Origin of the sequence: Mangrovicella endophytica, assembly GCF_002893625.1 — a bacterium.
Classification (GTDB): domain Bacteria; phylum Pseudomonadota; class Alphaproteobacteria; order Rhizobiales; family Rhizobiaceae; genus Mangrovicella; species Mangrovicella endophytica.
Genome location: NZ_PKMZ01000005.1, coordinates 38,586 through 55,330, shown reverse-complemented (window position 1 = coordinate 55,330; position 16,745 = coordinate 38,586). Strand labels below are relative to the sequence as shown.

Below are 16,745 nucleotides of genomic sequence, written 5' to 3'. Positions count from 1 at the left end.
ATCGATCATTTGAAGATCGAAACGGACTCCGGCAGGTTCCACTTCTTCAGGAGCTCGGCATAGGTGCCGTCGGCGACAACATCCTTGATGGCGGCGTTCAAGGCCTCCTGGAGCGCGGCGTCACCCTTGCGGGTGGCGATGCCGATCGAGGTGCTCGACTCGAACTCCTCGCCGACCGTCTCGAACTCATCCGGCAGCTCGTTCAGGAGCTTGGCGACACCCGGCGTTGAATCGTAGATCGCGTCGGCGCGACCCTGGCGGAGCGTCAGCGTGGAATCCTGCGCCGTCGGCAGCGTCATCACCTTGACGCCGTCCTTTCCGGCGGTCTTGCAGCGCTCGTCGTCGGCACGGGCCTGGCTTTCCTGGATGCCGCCGAGCGTCACTGCGACGGTCTTGCCGCACAGCGTGTCGTCGCGGCCGGTGATCTTCGCCGGATTGCCTTTCTGCACCACGACCCGGTTGCCGATCTTCATATACGGCACGAAATCGACCTGCTCGGCCCGCTGTGGGTTCATGTACATGGCGGAGTTGATGACATCGAGCCGGCCGCCCTGCAGCGCCGGGATCAGGCCCTTGAATTCCATGTTCATGGCCTTGGGCTCGGCATTCAGCTTCTTGGCGATGGCACCGATGAAGTCGATGTCGAAGCCGGTCAGCTGTCCGTCCTTCTGGAACTCGAAGGGCGCGAAGGTCGCGGCCACGCCGTAGGTCAGCGCGCCATCCTCGACGAGTCCGCTCTTTGGCAGCTCGGCCGCAGACGCGGTCTGAATCAGCCCCGCCAAGGCGATAGCGCAAATCGATCGTCCAAGCATGCCACTCTCCATCGGAAAATTGATCTTAACTGCTACATCAGTACAATACAGCTAAATGACTGTGTCAATAAGCGGCTAAGCGAGCATCTGCGCAAATTGCAGGCAGACGTGATGACAATCCGCGAAAACTGTGGGCATCATCATCTCTGGGGTCGGATCACGGGGGCCGGACAGCTTCGGAGACGCTGACGGCGCTCGCATTCCTGTTGTATCGGACAGAGACAAGGATACAGGGGGTTCTTGCTGCGATGATCCGAACACCGACGCAGCGCCGTTACATGCTGGCCAATCAAATACTTGATCTGGTGCGCGACGCGCGATTCGAGCCCGGCCATCACCTGCGCGAGCAGGCGCTCGGCGACTTGATGCAGGTGTCACGCACGCCGATCCGCTCCGCGCTGCAGCTGCTGGCGGAACGCGGAATCCTCGAGGGACGGCGCAACCAGGGATTCTTCCTGCGCGCCCGCCCGGAGGAGCTGCATCATATCGACGTCGAAATTCCGTCGACCTCCGATCAGGATCTCTACACCCAGATCGTCCAGGACCGGCTGGCCGGGCGCCTCCCCGCATCCTTCCTTCAGAGCGAGATCGTCCGGCGCTACGACGTCGATCGCGCCGTGCTGCAGCGGACTTTGTCGCGCCTCGTCGACGACGGCCTCCTGCAGCGCAATGCCGGCCGCGGCTTCACCTTCATGCCGACCCTCGATACCGGCATGGGACTGCGTCAAAGCTATGAATTCCGGCAGATGATCGAGCCGGCAGCCATGAAGCTGCCGACCTTCCAGATCGATCGAAGCGCGATGGAGCGGGTCCGCCTACAGCATCTCTATCTGATCTCGCATTCCGACATCGATTCAGTGGATCGCCGTCAGCTCTTCGATACCGACGCCCAGTTCCACGAGATGCTCGCCGAGTTCAGCGGCAATCCCTTCCACCTCCAGGCGGTGCAGCAGCAGAACCGTATGCGCCGGCTCCTGGAGTTCGGCGGCTATGCCAACCGGCGCCGGGTCAAGGACTGGTGCCGTGAGCATCTGGCGATCCTCGACGCCGTAACGGCGGGAGAGGTCGAAAAGGCGGCGACTCTGATGGAGGAGCACCTCGCCAACGCGCTGTCCCTCGCCCCGTCATTGCGCAACGGCAAGCCCAAGAAGGCCGCCACGAAAGCCGCCGAGCCGCCGCCTGCCGGTGGTTAGCCTCTGACCGCGCTCACACCAGCGCGATATGACGGATGATCGAGGCCTTCACGGCATCGATATGCCGGAGCATTGCCTCGGACGCCGCGTGAGGATCGCCCATCTCGAGCGCCACCACGATCTCCAGATGCTCGCGATGAACCGCATCGGCACGTTGCGGCATGCGGCCGAGATTGAAGATGCGCGTGCGCTTGCGCAGGTCGTGGATCATCTGCGCCATCAGCGGATTGCCGGCAGCATCGGCGATGGACTCGTGGACGAGCGCGTCGATCCGGAGCGAATCCTCGGACTGCCGGTCGGATGAGTCCTCATCCGTGACCGAGAGCCGGGCGGACAGCTCCTCTCGCAGCGAGCCTAGAACAGTCGCGTCGATGCGGCCGATCGCCAGCCGCGCTGCCTCCGGCTCCAGGAGGCGGCGGATGTTGAGGATCTGCATATATTCCGGGACGGTCATCTCCCGGACTTCCAGATAGCGGGGGCCGCGCCGCCGCAGCAGGCCATCGCTCTCCAGCATCAGCAGCGCATCGCGCAGCGGCGTACGGGAGACCTCCAGCACATCGGCCAGCCGCCGCTCCGTCAGCACCTCGCCGCTCTTCAGCTGGCCGGAGAAGATCATGTCCTCCAGGCGCCGGTGGACGCTGCGGGCGAGCCGCCGCGGCTCGCCATCGTCGAGGAGACTGTCAGGCTTCGTCACATGCGCTTCCGATCAAGGCATGGGCTCTTCATCATCGGCGGCGATCCGGCGAGCGACGAGTTCGGCCGCCACCAGCAGATCCTCGATGCGCATCGCTTCATCGGGATTGTGGCTGCCATTCTGGTTGCGCACGAACAGAAGTGCGGCCGGAACGCCTTGATTGGCGAAGGTCGCCGTGTCGTGGCCGGCGCCGCTCATCATCTCGATTGTCGGGATCGATGCAGCCCTGGCTGTCGCGGCAAAGCTCTGGCGCAGCACCGGCGATAGAATGGCGGGCTGGCTCTGAGTGCGGGTGCCGAGCTCGAACCGCACGCCGCGGCGCGTCTCGATCTCCGCAACGATGGCGAGGAGCGACTGGTGCAGCCTTTCGACGCAGGCGGGCGAGGAACTGCGCACGTCGAGCGAGAAAGCGACCGCGCCCGGAATGGTGCTGAAGCCGTGCAGCGTCCGATCGGTGCCGACCTCGCCGAGCGTGACCGTCGCCTCCTCGCCGCCGGCCAGCGTCTCCCCCCACAAGCGGTCGAGGGCAGTCACGAGTTCGGCGAGCGCGAAGACGGTATCGCGGCGGTGGGCGCGCGGCACCGCGCCGGAATGGCCCCAGGCGCCGAGGCAACGCGCCTGGCGATAGCGGAAGCTGCCGGCGATCGCCGTCACCAGGCCGACCGGCAGCTTCGCCGCTTCGAGCACCGGCCCCTGCTCGATATGCACCTCGACGAAGGCGTGGATGCGCGCGGGGTCGAGATGGCGTTCGCCCGCAGCGACAGCCTCGGGGCGGAACCCCTCCTCAGACATGAAATCCGCCAGTGTCTGCCCGCTGTCCGAGCGCCTCAGGTGGAGGCTCTCCGGCGGCAGTACGCCAAAGGCGGCACGGCTGCCGAGATAGGACACCGGGAACCAGTTGCTCTCCTCCGCCCGGATCGCCATCACCGTGACGGAGCGTTGCGGATGCAGCCCGGCTGAGATCAGGGCTTCGACCGCCAGGAGCCCGGCGACGACGCCGGCCGCGCCATCATAGTTGCCGCCATGCGGGACGGAATCCAGATGCGATCCGACGATCCAGCCGGGCAGCGCGGGATTGCGTCCCGGCAGCGTCAGATAGAGATTGCCGGCAGCGTCGGTCGAAGCAGCAAGGCCGAGCGCCTCGCCCTCGCGGCGGACGAGCGCATGCGCGAACCGTTCACCCTCGCCATAGGCGGCCCGCGTCACGCCAGGCGCGTCCGCCGTTCGGGCAGCAAGTTCGTCGAGAAGGCGCGTGGCCATCCCGCCGTCGATCTGGATATCGTCGCCCGCCGAAGGGGAAAGTGCCCGGCTCATCACGCGAAGCGCTCGTTGACGAGATGCAGCGGTCGCCGTCCCGCGAGAACGTCGACCACCTGATCGGCTGCCGCACAGGCCATGCGCCGCAGCGCCTCCTCCGTGGAGCCGGCGCTGTGTGGGCTGAGGACGACGTTTTTGAGCGCGGCGAGCGGGGACTGCGGCGACAAAGGTTCGCTCACGAAGACGTCGAGACCGGCCCCGGCGATCTGCCCGGCCGTCAGGGCCTCGGACAGTGCCGCCTCGTCGATGAGCCCGCCGCGTGCGGTATTGATGAGGAAGGCGGACGGCTTCATCAAGCCGAGCTCGCGGGCGCCGATCAGACCGCGTGTCTCGGGCGTCAGCGACAGGTGCAGCGAGACGAAATCGCTGGCGGCGAGAAGCGCGTCGAGGCTCGGGCTGCGCTCGACGCCGGCCGCCGCGAAGTCCTCGTCGCTGCGCCGGGCCGAAAAGCCGATCGTGCGCAGTCCAAGCGCCCGCGCCAGCGCCGCCGTGGCCCGGCCGATCCCGCCGAGACCAACGATGCCGAAGGTCTTGCCGGCAAGTTCGGTGAAATGCGCTTCGTAGCGAAAGGCATGATCGCCTCGCCGCACCGACTGGTCGCCTGCGGGCAGCGCTTTCGCCAGGGCAAAGATGAGGCCGATCGCGTGCTCGGCGACCGACTGTGTGTTGGCGCCGGGTGTGTTGACGACGGGGATGCCCCGCCCTGACGCTGCATCGATCGACACAGCGTCCGTACCGACGCCATGCACTGCGATGACGCGCAGACGCGGCGCCGCGGTGATGGCGGCCGCCGAGAGACCAGCATTGCGCGTGATGACGGCGGTGGCCTCGCCGATCTCGGACGCCACTGTCGCCATGTCGCTGGCGCTGGCCAGGATCGGCCGAATGCCGGCGCTGCGCAGGCGCTCCAGCCCGTCATCATGGATCGGCTGGACGATCAGGCAGATCGGCGCGTCTTCGTTGCTCACTACTCGGTTTATCCTGTCATCGAAGAAGAAGCGCAGCTTCCAAACTCGACATCCGGATGAGGCCAGGTGCCGAATGCGCAGATTGGTATACCAACCAAACAGCCTGTGCCAGCCGGCTCATCCCGGCCGTCATATGCCGGCCGCGCGTCAGGTCCGGGTCTGTGATACCGTGCCGAACGGGGCGACGCCGATGCCGGCATCGGCAAGGCGCTGGCGGATGGTGCGTGCCATAGCCACGGCGCCGGGCGTATCGCCATGGACGCAGATCGTGTCGATGCGAACCTTCATCCGCTGGCCATCGACGGTCTCGACCGCCTGCTCCTCCACCATGCGCAGCGTGCGCACTGCTGCTTCCTCGACATCGTGGATGACGGCGCCCGGCGCCTTGCGGGAGACGAGATTGCCGTTCGCCGCATAGGCGCGGTCGGCATAGACTTCGCGGGCGAGCGGCAGGCCGAGCGCCTCGCCGGCGCGTTCGCATTCAAGCCCCGGCATGACGATGAAGATGAGATCAGGGTCCACCGCCTTGATCGCGCGGGCGACCGCCATGGCGAGATCCGCATCCTCATTGGCGATGTTGCCGAGCGAGCCATGCGTCTTGACGTGCTGCAGCCGCATGCCTTGAGCCTGGGCGAGCGCCTGCAGCGCACCGATCTGGTAGATCATGTGCTTCTCGATATCCTCAGGCTTCTCGCCGAGGATCGGCCGGCGCCCGAACCCCCAGAGGTCGAGGAAGCTCGGATGCGCGCCGACGGCAACGCCCTTCGCCTTGGCGTCGGCCAGCGTCTTGGCCATCACCAGCGGATCGCCCGCATGGAAGCCGCAGGCGATGTTGGCGGAGGTGATGACGTCGAGCATCGCGGCATCGTCGCCGAGTTCGTAGACGCCAAAACTCTCGCCCATGTCGCAGTTGAGATCGATCGTCGTCATGCTATTGATCCTCCTCGATTTTTCAGGCGCCGGCGCAGCCGCTCAGAGATCAAAGGGCTGCGTGACGAGGTCTCCCGCCTCCGCCGCGCGGCAGAGCCGATCGTATTCGGCTTCGGCGACCGGCTCGAAGCGGATGATGTCGCCGCTGCCGAACAGGAAAGTCCGCTCCCCCCGGCCCGGATCGTAGCTGCGCACGGGCGTGCGCCCGAGCAGATGCCAGCCGCTCGGCAGTTCGAGCGGCGGCGACACGGCGGCCTGCCCACCGCCGATCGAGATGCTGCGCGGCGGCGTCTTCATCCGCGGCGTCGTGCGCCGGCTGGTATGAAGCGCTTCCGGCAGGCCGCCGAGATAGGCGAAGCCGGGCGAGAAGCCGATCATGTAAACGCGATACTGCGCGCCCGAATGAAGCCGGATGACCTCTTCCGTCGTGATCTCGTGGAGAGCGGCGACGGTCTCGAGATCCTCGCCGGCCGCGCCGCCATAGAGAACGGGCACGATCCAGCCGCGGCGTGGCAGCGCATCGGCGTCGAGACCGCGCTGGACGAGATCCGCGATGTGCTGCTTCAGCACTGACCGCCGCAGGATCAGCGGCTCGAAGATGACGAGAATCGAGCGGTAGGTCGGGATCGTCTCCCGAACGCCATCGAGGTTCGCGGCAGCGATCGCGGCATCGAGAGCCATGACATCGGCATTGATTGCGGCGTCGATGGTCGTGCCGAACTCGACGACCAGGCCACAATCGCCGGCGTCGAGGAAGCGCGGCATGTCCTCCATGATCCCTGGCGTTCTCCAGACCGTCTTACGCGTCAGCTGCTCCGGCCCGCGAAGATGGCGACGGCACGCTGCTGATGTCAGTCGATATCACGGCAGCGGAGGATGGCAATGCGCAAATTATCGGCAGGTATTGCACAAAAGTTCCTCTTGCATTTCGTTGGTGTACCAAACAACGTTAGCCATCTCTCCGCCTCGGTAGCGCCCGGGGCCATCTCCTCCGCGCGATAGGGAGTATTGCGATGAGTTCGACACCCGCAGCCGCCGGCGAAGTCCTGCTGCCCGCCGCACACGGCGTGGCCCTCGGCGTCGCGGCCGGCACACTGGTCAAGGTGACGAACCCGTACGGAACGCAGGCGATCGACTTCTGGGTCTATAATGCCGCCGATCACTCCGAATTCCTGTCGATGGACAATCTGCGCTCGGTCAACAGCGTGGTGGCCGCGAACCGCGACACCCGTCTCGTCAGCACCCGCCGCCGCACGCTTGTGACGATCGTGGAGGACACCTCCTCCGGAAATCACGACACGCTGCTGTGCCCGTGCAATGCCGCCATCTATGCCGAGCATGGTTGCGAGGGCTATCATCGCAGCTGCTCCGACAATCATCACGAGGCGCTGGGCGCGCTCGGCATCACCGTGCCGACGACTCCGGCCGCTCTCAACCTCTTCATGAGTGTGCGCGTCGAGCCGGACGGCACGATCACCCGTCTCCTGCCCTCGTCGCGCCCGGGCTCGCACATCCTGCTGCGCGCCGAGATGGACATCGTGATGGTGTTCTCCAACTGCCCGCAGGACGTCACCACGATCAACGGTCCTGACCGAACGCCGCGCGATTGCATGCTCGAAGTCATTCCGGCTTCGAAGGCCGCTGCGTGAGCGAGACAAAGCCGCTCCTGTCCATCCGCGAGTTGTCGAAGAGCTTCGGCCCTATCGAGGTACTGAAGAACATCTCGCTCGATGTGCATGCGGGCGAGGTTGTCTCGGTCATCGGGGCGAGCGGTTCCGGCAAGAGCACCTTCCTGCGCTGCATCAACGTCTTGGAGCGGCCGAATTCCGGGTTCCTCGACTTCGATCGCTTCGCCTTCGATTTCCGGCCGGGCAGCCGGGCGGCGCCCAGTGCCGACGACCTGAAGGCGCTGCGCGCGCGCATCGGCATGGTGTTCCAGAGCTACAATCTCTGGCCCCACATGACGGTGCTGGAGAATGTCATCGAGGCACCGATCCGGGTACGCGGCATGCCCCGTGCCGAAGCGGTGGACCTCGCTACCACGCTGCTCGCCCGCATCGGCCTCGCCGAGAAACGCGACAGCTATCCGAACCGCCTCTCCGGCGGGCAGCAGCAGCGCGTCGCCATCGTCCGTGCACTCGCCATGCAGCCGCAGCTCATGCTCTTCGACGAGGTGACGTCGGCGCTGGACCCGGAACTTGTCGGCGAGGTGCTCTCGCTGATGGCCGATCTTGCCGCCGAGGGCATGACGATGCTGCTCGTGACCCACGAGATCGGCTTTGCCCGCGAGGTCTCGACGCGCACTGTCTTCTTCGACCGCGGCGTCATCGGCGAGGATGGCCCGCCCAGCGAGGTCCTGCGCCACCCGAACAGCGAGCGCCTGCGGCAGTTCCTGTCCCGCATCCTGCATGAGGGACTTGCCGCATCGGCGCACGGCGCGGCGGAAGGAGCGACGCCATGACCCTTACGGAATGGTGGGAGTTCTTCCTCCCCTATATTCCCGGCTTCCTCTATGCGTCCTGGCTGGTGCTCGTTCTCACTATCCTGATCATCCTGGTCAGCTGGATCTTCGGCCTCGCCGCCGCCTTGGCCCGGGCGTCCGACATCGCGGTGCTCCGGCAGATCGCGATCTTCTACATCTGGTTCGTGCGCGGCACGCCGGCGCTGATCCAGATCTTCATCATCTATTTCGGCCTGCCGGCGCTAGGTCTGCAGCTATCGCCCTTCACGGCCGGTGTCCTGGCGCTCGGCATCAACAGCGGCGCCTATGTCGCCGAGATCATCCGCGCCGGCCTGTCGGCGATCCCCCGCGGCCAGATGGAATCTTCCATGGCGCTCGGCATGGGCCGCCGGCACATCATGGCGAGGATCATCCTGCCGCAGGTCGTGCGCATCATCCTCCCAGCGATGACGAACGAGGCGATCTCGACCCTGAAGAATACCTCTCTTCTGTCGACCATCACCGTGGTGGAGCTGACGCTCTACGCCCAGACGATCATCGCCACGACCTTCCGCCCCTTCGAATTCTACATCGCCACCGCCCTTCTCTACCTCGTCCTGACGACGCTTCTGACCCGCCTGTCCGCCTGGGCCGAGCGGCGGAACGCCCGTTACGTCTGACACGCCAAGCCTTTGGATCAGCCCATGAGCGTCCTGCCGATCGACTCCCTGGAAACGCCCCGCTTCTGCGGCATCCCGACCTTCATGCGCCTGCCGCAGGCGACCTCACTGGATGGGCTGGACGGGGCGGTGATCGGCCTCTCCTCCGATTCGGGCTCACCCTTCCGCACCGGCGCGCGGTTCGGGCCGAATGCGATGCGCGCCATGTCGATCATGCTGCGGCCGATCAACCCCTATCGCGGCGGCATCAACGTCTTCGAGCGCCTGCGGCTCGCTGATGCCGGCGATGCGGCGGTGGTGCCCGGCTATCAGGAGGAGACGCTGGCGCGGCTGGAGCAGTCCGTCTCGGCCATCGTCGATGCAGGCCTCATCCCCTTCGGCATGGGCGGCGATCACTCGGTGACGCTGGCCGAGCTCCGCGCGGTGGCCAAGCGCCACGGACCGCTCGCCCTCGTCCAGTTCGACAGCCACAGCGACACCTGGGACAAGTATTTCGCCGGAAAGCGCTACAGCGCCGGCACGCCGTTCCGCCGCGCGGTGGAGGAGGCGATCGTCTCGCCCGAACATTCCATCCAGATCGGCCTGCGCGGCTCGCTCTTCACGCCGACCGACATCAGCCAGTCGCTCGACCTCGGCTACGACGTCGTCACAACCGACGCGATGTTCGAGATGGGCATCGCGGCCCTGGCCGATCGGATCGCCGAGCGCACCGCCGGCCGGCCGACCTTCGTCACCTTCGACATGGACTTCGTCGATCCGGCCTATGCGCCAGGCGTCCAGACGCCGGAGGCCGGCGGCCCCAGCGCCCGTGAGACGCTGGCTCTGCTGCGCGCCATGAAGGGCCTCAACCTCGTCGGCTGCGACGTCGTCGAGCTGAACCCGCTCTTCGAAGGGCCCTCGCAGATCACCGCGCTGCTAGCGGCGACCGTGATGGCCGAGCTGATGGCGCTCGTCGCCGAGACGCGCAGCCGCTGACACCTGAGGAAACCGTCCGAGAAGACCGGGACAACCGGCTCATGCCTTCCGTCAACGATCGATCCAGCCAGGAGATCACCATGCGCATGCCGACCTTCGTCCTCGCCGCGGCCGCCGCTCTCGGCCTCCTCGTTCCAACCCTTGGCCTGCCGACGGCCAGCTCCGCTCAGGAGCTCGAGCTGATCCAACCGGGCAAGCTCCTCATCGCCACCGAAGGCACCTATCCGCCCTTCTCCATGCGCGCGCCGAACGGCGAGCTCGACGGGCTGGAGATCCGCGTCGGCAAGGAGATCGCCAGGCGCCTTGGCCTCGAATACTCGCCCGTCATCATCAAGTGGGAAACGCTGCTGATCGGCCTCGCCGCCGACCAGTACGACTTTGCCAGCGACGCCATGGACATCACGCCGGAGCGCCAGAAGGAGGTGACCTTCGCCGATGGCTGGCTCGAGTCCGGCGGCCGCGTCGTGACCAAGAAGGACAGCGACATCAAGAAGTCGGACGATATCAAGGGCCGCACCGTCGGCGTCATCGTCGCCTCGACCTGGGAGAAGCTCGCGCGCGAACGCGGCGCCGAGGTGAAGACCTACAAGGCCGAGTCCGACGCACTGCAGGATCTCGTCAACGGCAATATCGATGCGGTCATCACCGACTCGATCGCGGCTGCCTACGCGATCGAGACGTCCAAGCTGCCGCTGACCATGACCGAGGACTATCTCAGCCACATCCAGAAGGGCTTCCCCTTCAAGAAGGGCAAGCCGAATCTGGTAAAGGCGGTGAACAAGGCGCTCGCCGACATGATCGCCGACGGCACCTACGAGAAGCTCACCGCCGAGATCGTCGGCTACTCCCCGGCTCCCAAAGAGCCGATCCGCAGCCAGTTCTAACGGCGCTGCCGTGCCGGCTCCTCTCCTGTGCCGGCACGGCATCCTAACGGCGGTCGCAGCCTACCCCGGCTGCCGAGCCCTGACATCATGAATACTGTCGACCCACCGCTTCGCACGCTGTTCGCTTCGCCAGGCAAGAGTCTCGGACAGAAGGCCTACGACCTTCTGCTCGACCGGCTGCTGCGCCGCGACATCCCGCCGGGCGCCGTAATCCAGGAGCGCCCGCTCGCCGAGATGCTCGAGATCTCCCGCACTCCGGTGCGCGAGGCGCTGAACCGGCTGGAGAGCGAAGGCTTCATCACCCGCAAGCCCGGCCGCCTGATGGTGGTCAAGGAGTTCTCGACGCGGGAGCTGATCGAGACGCTGCATGTGCGTCAGGTGCTGGAGGTCGAATGCGTCGGCCTTGCCACCGGTCGCGTTCCGGAGGCTGAGCTGGAGAGCGTCGAGGCCGCCATCAGAGCCCTCCTCGCCGGCGACAGGCCGAGCGCCGAGGAGGACTGGAATGTCGACTGCCGCTTCCACACGATGATCGCGACGGCCGGCGGCAACGGCGTTCTGGCCGACCTCATCGCCAATCTCCGCCGCAAGACGCACATGTTCAACCTGCACCAGGTTCCCGAACGATTCGAGATCGGCCACCGCGAGCATCTGGCCATCATCGCGGCACTTCGCGATAAGGACCGCGACGCCGCGCGCGAGGGTATCCGGACGCATATTGAGAATGTCCGCCTCAGCATCATCCGCAAGCTCAGTGATATATAGGATCAGGGAGGACCACCATGGCCGAGAAGATCAGCGAGACGACGCGGGGCGTCTATGTCATCGCCCCGACGCCGTTCACCGATACGGGTGCGGTGGATATGGCGAGCATCGACAGCCTGCTCGACTTCTACGGTGAGAAGGGCGTCACCGGCATCACCATCCTCGGCATCTTGGGCGAAGCCAACAAGCTGACGCCGGACGAGAGCCGGACGATCCTGAACCATGTGATGAAGCGCGTCGGGCGCGACCTGCCGGTCGTCGTCGGCGCCAGCAATCCGGGCACCGACAATCTCGTCCGCTTCGCCAACGAGGCGATGGAGGCGGGCGCCGCCGGCCTGATGATCGCGCCGATCCCCGGTCTCAAGACCGACGATCAGGTCTATGCCTATTTCGAGACCGTGCTGTCGCGGCTCGGGCCGGACATCCCGGTCTGCTATCAGGACTATCCGCAGACGACGACGGTCACGACCTCCGTCAGCGTTCTCGAGCGCCTGATCGACGCCTTCCCCAGCCTCGTGATGCTGAAGCATGAGGAGGGCTCGGGCCTTGGCAAGATCACCAGGCTGCGCGATCGCTCCGACGCCGGCAAAGGCCGGCGGATCAGCATCCTCATCGGCAATGGCGGCCTGTACCTGCCGCAGGAGCTGCGCCGCGGTGTCGACGGCGCGATGACTGGCTTTGCCTACCCTGAGATGCTGGTCGGTTGCGTCGAGCGCTTCTTCGCCGGCGATGCCGACGGCGCAGAGGACCTGTTCGACCTGTATCTGCCGGTTCTGCGACACGAGCAGCAGCTCGGCTTCGGCCTTGCCGTGCGCAAGGAGATCCTGCGCCGCCGCGGCGCCATACGCTGCTCGGACATGCGGCACCCCGGAGCGAAGCTGACGAAGCGCGATCACGAGGAGCTGGACAGCCTCCTCGCCCGGCTGGAAGCCAGGCTGGCGGCCGCTGATTGATGCCGCTGTTTAGGCACAATGCGGCGAGGCGTCCCGCCGCCCGATGAGGATCGAATGACGCGATGAGCGAGGACGTGCTGGCTGTCGTCGAGCCGGGCCTCTCCACGAGCGTGCAGGATTTCGGTCGCCACGGCAGCCAGCGCTACGGCGTCTCGGTTGCCGGTGCGGCCGATCCGATGTCCTTCGCCATCGCCAATCACCTCGTCGGCAACCCAGCCGGCGCGGCGGCGCTGGAGCTGACCATGACCGGCGGCGTCTACGACGTCCTGGCCGACGACCTCGCGATCGCGTTGGCCGGTGCCGACATGCCGATCTCGGTCGGCGACGCGGTCCTGGCGCCCTACCAAACCCATATCCTCGGGCGCGGCGACCGGCTGCGGATCGGCGCCGCGCGCTCGGGCTTGCGCGCCTATCTCGCCATAAGCGGCGGGATCGGCGTCCCCGCTATTCTCGGCAGCCGCTCCACCCATTGGCGCACCGGCCTCGGCGGGCTTGAGGGCCGTATGCTGACGGCCGGCGATCGGCTGCCGGGTCAGCCGCAGGATCTGCCGCCGCGCCGTCGCCTGCTGAAGGACCTGAGGCCTTATTTCGGCGGCTTTATCCCGATCGTCGCAGGTCCGCAGGCCGATGCCTTCGACCCGGCCGCGATGGAGATCCTTGTCCACGGCCGCTATCGCCTGTCGGCGCGCTCCGATCGCATGGGTGCGCTCCTGGACGGTCCGCAGCTGCCATTCCATGACGGCTTCAACATCGTCTCGGACGGCATCGTCGCCGGCAGCATCCAGGTGCCCGGCCACGGCCAGCCGCTGGTGCTTCTCGCCGACCGGCAGACCACCGGTGGCTACCCGAAGATCGCGACGGTGACGACGCCCGGCCTCTGCCGGATCGCCCAGCGCCGGCCGAACGAGCGGATCCGGTTCCAGCTGATGTCGGCCGACGAGGCCGAGGAGCGCTATCGCGCCTGGCGGACCCATCTCGACCGCCTGGCGGACATGCTGATGGCAATCTGACGACGCACCGGCACAAAACGGGAAGGCCGCCGGCATGTCGCCGACGGCCCTTCAGTCTTTCAGCGAGCCGACCGCGTTGCCGCGGCGGCACCTCACATCAGCTTCAGGAGGCTCTCCAGCGACGCCTTGGCGTCACCGTAGAACATCCGCGTATTCTCCTTGAAGAACAGCGGGTTCTCGATGCCGGAATAGCCGGTGCCCTGCCCGCGCTTGGAGACGAACACCTGCTTGGCCTTCCAGACCTCGATCACCGGCATGCCGGCGATCGGGGAGTTCGGATCCTCCTGCGCCGCCGGATTGACGATGTCGTTGGAGCCGATGACGATCGCGACATCCGTCTCCGGGAAGTCCTCGTTGATCTCGTCCATCTCGAGCACGATGTCATAGGGGACCTTGGCCTCGGCCAGCAGCACGTTCATGTGCCCCGGCAGGCGGCCGGCCACCGGATGGATGGCGAAGCGCACCGTCTTGCCCTTCGCCCGCAGCTTGCGCGTGAGCTCGGACACGGCTCCTTGAGCCTGCGCGACCGCCATGCCGTAGCCGGGCACGATGATGACGCTGTCGGCTTCCTCAAGCGCCGCCGAGACACCCTCGGCATCGATGGCGATCTGTTCGCCCGTCACTTCCATTGCCGGGCCCGTCGTGCCGCCGAAGCCGCCGAGGATCACGGAGACGAAGTTGCGGTTCATCGCCCGGCACATGATGTAGGACAGGATGGCACCGGACGAGCCGACGAGTGCGCCGGTGACGATCAGGAGATCGTTCGACAGGGTAAAGCCAATCGCGGCCGCCGCCCAGCCGGAGTAGCTGTTCAGCATCGACACGACCACCGGCATGTCCGCGCCGCCGATCGCCATGATCAGGTGCCAGCCAAGCGCGCCGGCGAGGATCGCCACCACGATCAGCGCCCAGATGCCGGCGCCGTTGAAGTAGAGGATGCCCAGGATCAGCGCGAGGACGAGCCCGGCGACGTTGATCATGTGCCGGTTCGGCAGCGTCAGCGGCTTCGATGCGATGCGGCCAGCGAGCTTGCCATAGGCGACCACGGAGCCGGTGAAAGTCACCGCGCCGATGAAGACGCCGAGGAAGACCTCGACCCGCATGATCGACAGTTCGACCGGCGCCTTATGCGCCAGCGTGGCGGCAAAGCCGGTGAGGACGTCGCTCGTGCCGGCGGCCTGCGCGGCCAAAACGCGGCCGGCCTCGATGTCGGCGTTGAAGCCGATGAAGACGGCCGCCAGGCCGACGAAGCTGTGCAGCGCCGCCACCAGCTCCGGCATCTGCGTCATCTGCACCTTGCCGGCGAGATAGCCGCCGACGAGCGCGCCGATGATGATCATCGGCAGGATCAGCCAGTGGGCCGAGACGCCGGGCGCGAGGATGGTCGCGAGGACCGCCAGCGCCATGCCGACGATGCCGTACCAGACGGCCCGCTTGGCGCTTTCCTGATTGGAGAGACCCCCGAGGGAGAGGATGAAGAGAACGGCAGCCGTGATGTACGCCGCCGTGACCAGTCCGATGCTCATCGATCGATCCCCGGGACTCAGCTTTTCTGGAACATCTTCAGCATCCGGCGGGTCACCATGAAGCCGCCGAAGATGTTGATCGATGCGATGAGGATGGCGATGGCGGCGAGCGCGGCCACGACCGCGCTGGTGGAGCCGACCTGCAGGATGGCGCCGAGGATGATGATGGAGGAGACCGCGTTGGTCACCGCCATCAGCGGCGTGTGGAGAGCGTGGCTGACGTTCCAGATGACGTGATAACCGACGAAGCAGGACAGCGCGAAGACGACGAAGTGCTGCAGGAAGCTGACCGGCGCCACCGAGCCGATGAGGAGGAGCAGCACGGCGCCGAGCCCCAGCAGCGCCATCTGGCGCTGGCCGTTCTTGCGCGCAAGCGCAGCTTCACGGACCGCCTTCTGCTCGGCCGTCTCCTCGACGACCTTGCGCGGCGCCTGTTTGGCGATCGCCTGGATCTTCGGCGGCGGCGGCGGGAAGGTGACGGCGGCGTCCTTCGTCACCGTCGCGCCGCGAATGACGTCGTCTTCCATGTTGACGACCGGCATGCCGTCCTTGGCCGGCGTCAGGTCGTCCATCATGTGGCGGATATTGGTGGCGTAGAGCGTGGAGGCCTGGGTCGCCATCCGGCTGGGGAAGTCGGTATAGCCGACGATCTTCACGCCGTTCGGCGTTTCGATCGCCTGGTCCGGGACGGTGAGGTCGCAGTTGCCGCCGCGCTCGGCGGCGAGATCGACGACGACCGAGCCCGGCTTCATCGCCGCCACCATGTCGGCGAGCCAGAGCTTCGGCGCGTCGCGGCCGGGGATCAGCGCCGTGGTGATGACGATGTCGATCTCCGGCGCCAGCTCCCGGAACTTTTCCAGCTGCTTCTCGCGGAACTCAGGTGACGACGGCGCGGCATAGCCGCCGGTCGTGGCGCCGTCCTGCTGCTGTTCCTTGAAGTCGAGATAGACGAACTGGGCGCCCATCGACTCGATCTGCTCGGCAACCTCAGGGCGCACGTCGAAGGCATAGGTGATCGCGCCAAGCGAGGTCGCCGTGCCGATCGCGGCCAGGCCGGCGACGCCGGCGCCGATCACCAGCACCTTGGCCGGCGGCACCTTGCCGGCGGCGGTGATCTGGCCGGTGAAGAACCGGTCGAAATTGTTGCCGGCCTCGATCACCGCACGGTAGCCGGCGATGTTGGCCATGGAGGAGAGCGCGTCCATCTTCTGGGCACGGGAGATGCGCGGCACCATGTCCATGGCGAGCGCGGTGACGCCCTTGGCGCGCAGCTGTTCCAGTAGATCGGCGTTCTGCGCGGGGTAGAGGAAGCTGATCAGGATCTGCCCCTCGCGCGCCTGCGCCACCTCGTCCTGGCTGGGTGCCCGGACCTTGGCGACGATGTCGGCCTCTCTCCACAGATCGGCGGCCGTCGGCACGACGGTGACGCCGGCCGTGCGATAGGCCTCGTCGGAGAAGCGCGCCCGCTCGCCGGCGCCGGACTGGATCAGGCACTCATAGCCGAGCTTGATCAGCCGCGCCGCGCTGTCCGGCGTCATGGCCACCCGGTTCTCGCCCGGATATGTCTCCTGAGGAGCGCCAATCTTCATGCGCGATAGTCT

Annotated in this window: 17 protein-coding genes; 9 read left to right on the top strand and 8 right to left on the bottom strand. The window is 66.4% G+C overall.

The genetic code is table 11. The features are described from left to right. Window positions 1-5 precede the first annotated feature (5 nt). Window positions 6-812 carry an ABC transporter substrate-binding protein gene (locus tag C0R46_RS13045; protein WP_102960089.1) on the bottom strand — a complete coding sequence of 269 codons (807 nt, stop codon included), beginning with the start codon at window positions 810-812 and terminating at the stop codon, window positions 6-8. 278 nt (window positions 813-1,090) lie between these two features. Between C0R46_RS13045 and C0R46_RS13040 the strand changes: the two genes are divergently transcribed. Continuing rightward, window positions 1,091-2,005: a GntR family transcriptional regulator gene (locus tag C0R46_RS13040; RefSeq protein ID WP_342586512.1), complete on the top strand. Its 915-nt coding sequence runs from the start codon at window positions 1,091-1,093 to the stop codon at window positions 2,003-2,005. Between the two features lie 13 nt (window positions 2,006-2,018). On the opposite strand, the gene C0R46_RS13035 is transcribed toward C0R46_RS13040, so the two are convergent. The 5 genes from C0R46_RS13035 to pxpB all read right to left on the bottom strand — a co-directional run bounded on the left by C0R46_RS13035 (window position 2,019) and on the right by pxpB (window position 6,688). Then, window positions 2,019-2,699, bottom strand: a complete 681-nt coding sequence (locus C0R46_RS13035; protein WP_102960087.1) for a GntR family transcriptional regulator — start codon at window positions 2,697-2,699, stop codon at window positions 2,019-2,021. A gap of 12 nt (window positions 2,700-2,711) precedes the next feature. Then, complete coding sequence (locus tag C0R46_RS13030; protein ID WP_245413569.1) at window positions 2,712-4,013, bottom strand: Zn-dependent hydrolase; 1,302 nt, start codon at window positions 4,011-4,013, stop codon at window positions 2,712-2,714. Then, the gene (locus C0R46_RS13025; protein ID WP_245413568.1) at window positions 4,013-4,984 is read right to left on the bottom strand and encodes a hydroxyacid dehydrogenase; all 972 of its coding nucleotides are present in this window, start codon (window positions 4,982-4,984) and stop codon (window positions 4,013-4,015) included. The genes C0R46_RS13030 and C0R46_RS13025 overlap by 1 nt, the downstream gene beginning before the upstream one ends. Window positions 4,985-5,131: 147 nt before the next feature. Continuing rightward, complete coding sequence (locus C0R46_RS13020; protein ID WP_102960086.1) at window positions 5,132-5,914, bottom strand: LamB/YcsF family protein; 783 nt, start codon at window positions 5,912-5,914, stop codon at window positions 5,132-5,134. A gap of 42 nt (window positions 5,915-5,956) precedes the next feature. Next, window positions 5,957-6,688: a 5-oxoprolinase subunit PxpB gene (pxpB, locus tag C0R46_RS13015; RefSeq protein WP_102960085.1), complete on the bottom strand. Its 732-nt coding sequence runs from the start codon at window positions 6,686-6,688 to the stop codon at window positions 5,957-5,959. 239 nt (window positions 6,689-6,927) lie between these two features. Between pxpB and C0R46_RS13010 the strand changes: the two genes are divergently transcribed. The 8 genes from C0R46_RS13010 to C0R46_RS12975 all read left to right on the top strand — a co-directional run bounded on the left by C0R46_RS13010 (window position 6,928) and on the right by C0R46_RS12975 (window position 13,618). Continuing rightward, complete coding sequence (locus C0R46_RS13010; protein WP_102960084.1) at window positions 6,928-7,563, top strand: DUF1989 domain-containing protein; 636 nt, start codon at window positions 6,928-6,930, stop codon at window positions 7,561-7,563. After that, window positions 7,560-8,375, top strand: coding sequence for an amino acid ABC transporter ATP-binding protein (locus tag C0R46_RS13005; RefSeq protein WP_102960083.1), 816 nt, complete (start codon window positions 7,560-7,562; stop codon window positions 8,373-8,375). Before C0R46_RS13010 ends, C0R46_RS13005 begins: the two co-directional genes overlap by 4 nt. Further along, window positions 8,372-9,034, top strand: coding sequence for an amino acid ABC transporter permease (locus tag C0R46_RS13000; RefSeq protein ID WP_102960082.1), 663 nt, complete (start codon window positions 8,372-8,374; stop codon window positions 9,032-9,034). Before C0R46_RS13005 ends, C0R46_RS13000 begins: the two co-directional genes overlap by 4 nt. A 24-nt stretch (window positions 9,035-9,058) precedes the next feature. Further along, the gene (gene speB, locus C0R46_RS12995; protein WP_102960081.1) at window positions 9,059-10,009 is read left to right on the top strand and encodes an agmatinase; all 951 of its coding nucleotides are present in this window, start codon (window positions 9,059-9,061) and stop codon (window positions 10,007-10,009) included. Between the two features lie 41 nt (window positions 10,010-10,050). Beyond that, window positions 10,051-10,893, top strand: coding sequence for a transporter substrate-binding domain-containing protein (locus C0R46_RS12990; RefSeq protein WP_245413567.1), 843 nt, complete (start codon window positions 10,051-10,053; stop codon window positions 10,891-10,893). A gap of 87 nt (window positions 10,894-10,980) precedes the next feature. Then, the gene (locus tag C0R46_RS12985; protein WP_102960080.1) at window positions 10,981-11,655 is read left to right on the top strand and encodes a GntR family transcriptional regulator; all 675 of its coding nucleotides are present in this window, start codon (window positions 10,981-10,983) and stop codon (window positions 11,653-11,655) included. Window positions 11,656-11,672: 17 nt separating this feature from the next. After that, on the top strand, window positions 11,673-12,608 hold the full coding sequence (locus tag C0R46_RS12980) for a dihydrodipicolinate synthase family protein (RefSeq protein WP_102960079.1): 936 nt from the start codon (window positions 11,673-11,675) through the stop codon (window positions 12,606-12,608). 62 nt (window positions 12,609-12,670) lie between these two features. Then, complete coding sequence (locus C0R46_RS12975) at window positions 12,671-13,618, top strand: 5-oxoprolinase subunit C family protein (protein ID WP_102960078.1); 948 nt, start codon at window positions 12,671-12,673, stop codon at window positions 13,616-13,618. Window positions 13,619-13,710: 92 nt separating this feature from the next. Here C0R46_RS12975 and C0R46_RS12970 read toward each other — a convergent pair whose 3' ends face one another. After that, the gene (locus C0R46_RS12970) at window positions 13,711-15,144 is read right to left on the bottom strand and encodes an NAD(P)(+) transhydrogenase (Re/Si-specific) subunit beta (protein ID WP_102960077.1); all 1,434 of its coding nucleotides are present in this window, start codon (window positions 15,142-15,144) and stop codon (window positions 13,711-13,713) included. Between the two features lie 17 nt (window positions 15,145-15,161). Further along, window positions 15,162-16,733 carry a Re/Si-specific NAD(P)(+) transhydrogenase subunit alpha gene (locus tag C0R46_RS12965; RefSeq protein ID WP_102960076.1) on the bottom strand — a complete coding sequence of 524 codons (1,572 nt, stop codon included), beginning with the start codon at window positions 16,731-16,733 and terminating at the stop codon, window positions 15,162-15,164. Window positions 16,734-16,745 lie beyond the last annotated feature (12 nt).

Excerpts from the sequence above, each read along its gene's own strand:
- C0R46_RS13045 (WP_102960089.1), bottom strand. The coding sequence starts at position 812 with ATGCTTGGACGATCGATTTGCGCTATCGCCTTGGCGGGGCTGATTCAG.
- C0R46_RS13040 (WP_342586512.1), top strand. The coding sequence starts at position 1,091 with ATGCTGGCCAATCAAATACTTGATCTGGTGCGCGACGCGCGATTCGAG.
- C0R46_RS13030 (WP_245413569.1), bottom strand. The coding sequence starts at position 4,013 with ATGAGCCGGGCACTTTCCCCTTCGGCGGGCGACGATATCCAGATCGAC.
- C0R46_RS13020 (WP_102960086.1), bottom strand. The coding sequence starts at position 5,914 with ATGACGACGATCGATCTCAACTGCGACATGGGCGAGAGTTTTGGCGTC.
- pxpB (WP_102960085.1), bottom strand. The coding sequence starts at position 6,688 with ATGGAGGACATGCCGCGCTTCCTCGACGCCGGCGATTGTGGCCTGGTC.
- C0R46_RS13010 (WP_102960084.1), top strand. The coding sequence starts at position 6,928 with ATGAGTTCGACACCCGCAGCCGCCGGCGAAGTCCTGCTGCCCGCCGCA.
- C0R46_RS13000 (WP_102960082.1), top strand. The coding sequence starts at position 8,372 with ATGACCCTTACGGAATGGTGGGAGTTCTTCCTCCCCTATATTCCCGGC.
- speB (WP_102960081.1), top strand. The coding sequence starts at position 9,059 with ATGAGCGTCCTGCCGATCGACTCCCTGGAAACGCCCCGCTTCTGCGGC.
- C0R46_RS12990 (WP_245413567.1), top strand. The coding sequence starts at position 10,051 with ATGCCTTCCGTCAACGATCGATCCAGCCAGGAGATCACCATGCGCATG.
- C0R46_RS12985 (WP_102960080.1), top strand. The coding sequence starts at position 10,981 with ATGAATACTGTCGACCCACCGCTTCGCACGCTGTTCGCTTCGCCAGGC.
- C0R46_RS12980 (WP_102960079.1), top strand. The coding sequence starts at position 11,673 with ATGGCCGAGAAGATCAGCGAGACGACGCGGGGCGTCTATGTCATCGCC.
- C0R46_RS12975 (WP_102960078.1), top strand. The coding sequence starts at position 12,671 with ATGAGCGAGGACGTGCTGGCTGTCGTCGAGCCGGGCCTCTCCACGAGC.
- C0R46_RS12970 (WP_102960077.1), bottom strand. The coding sequence starts at position 15,144 with ATGAGCATCGGACTGGTCACGGCGGCGTACATCACGGCTGCCGTTCTC.
- C0R46_RS12965 (WP_102960076.1), bottom strand. The coding sequence starts at position 16,733 with ATGAAGATTGGCGCTCCTCAGGAGACATATCCGGGCGAGAACCGGGTG.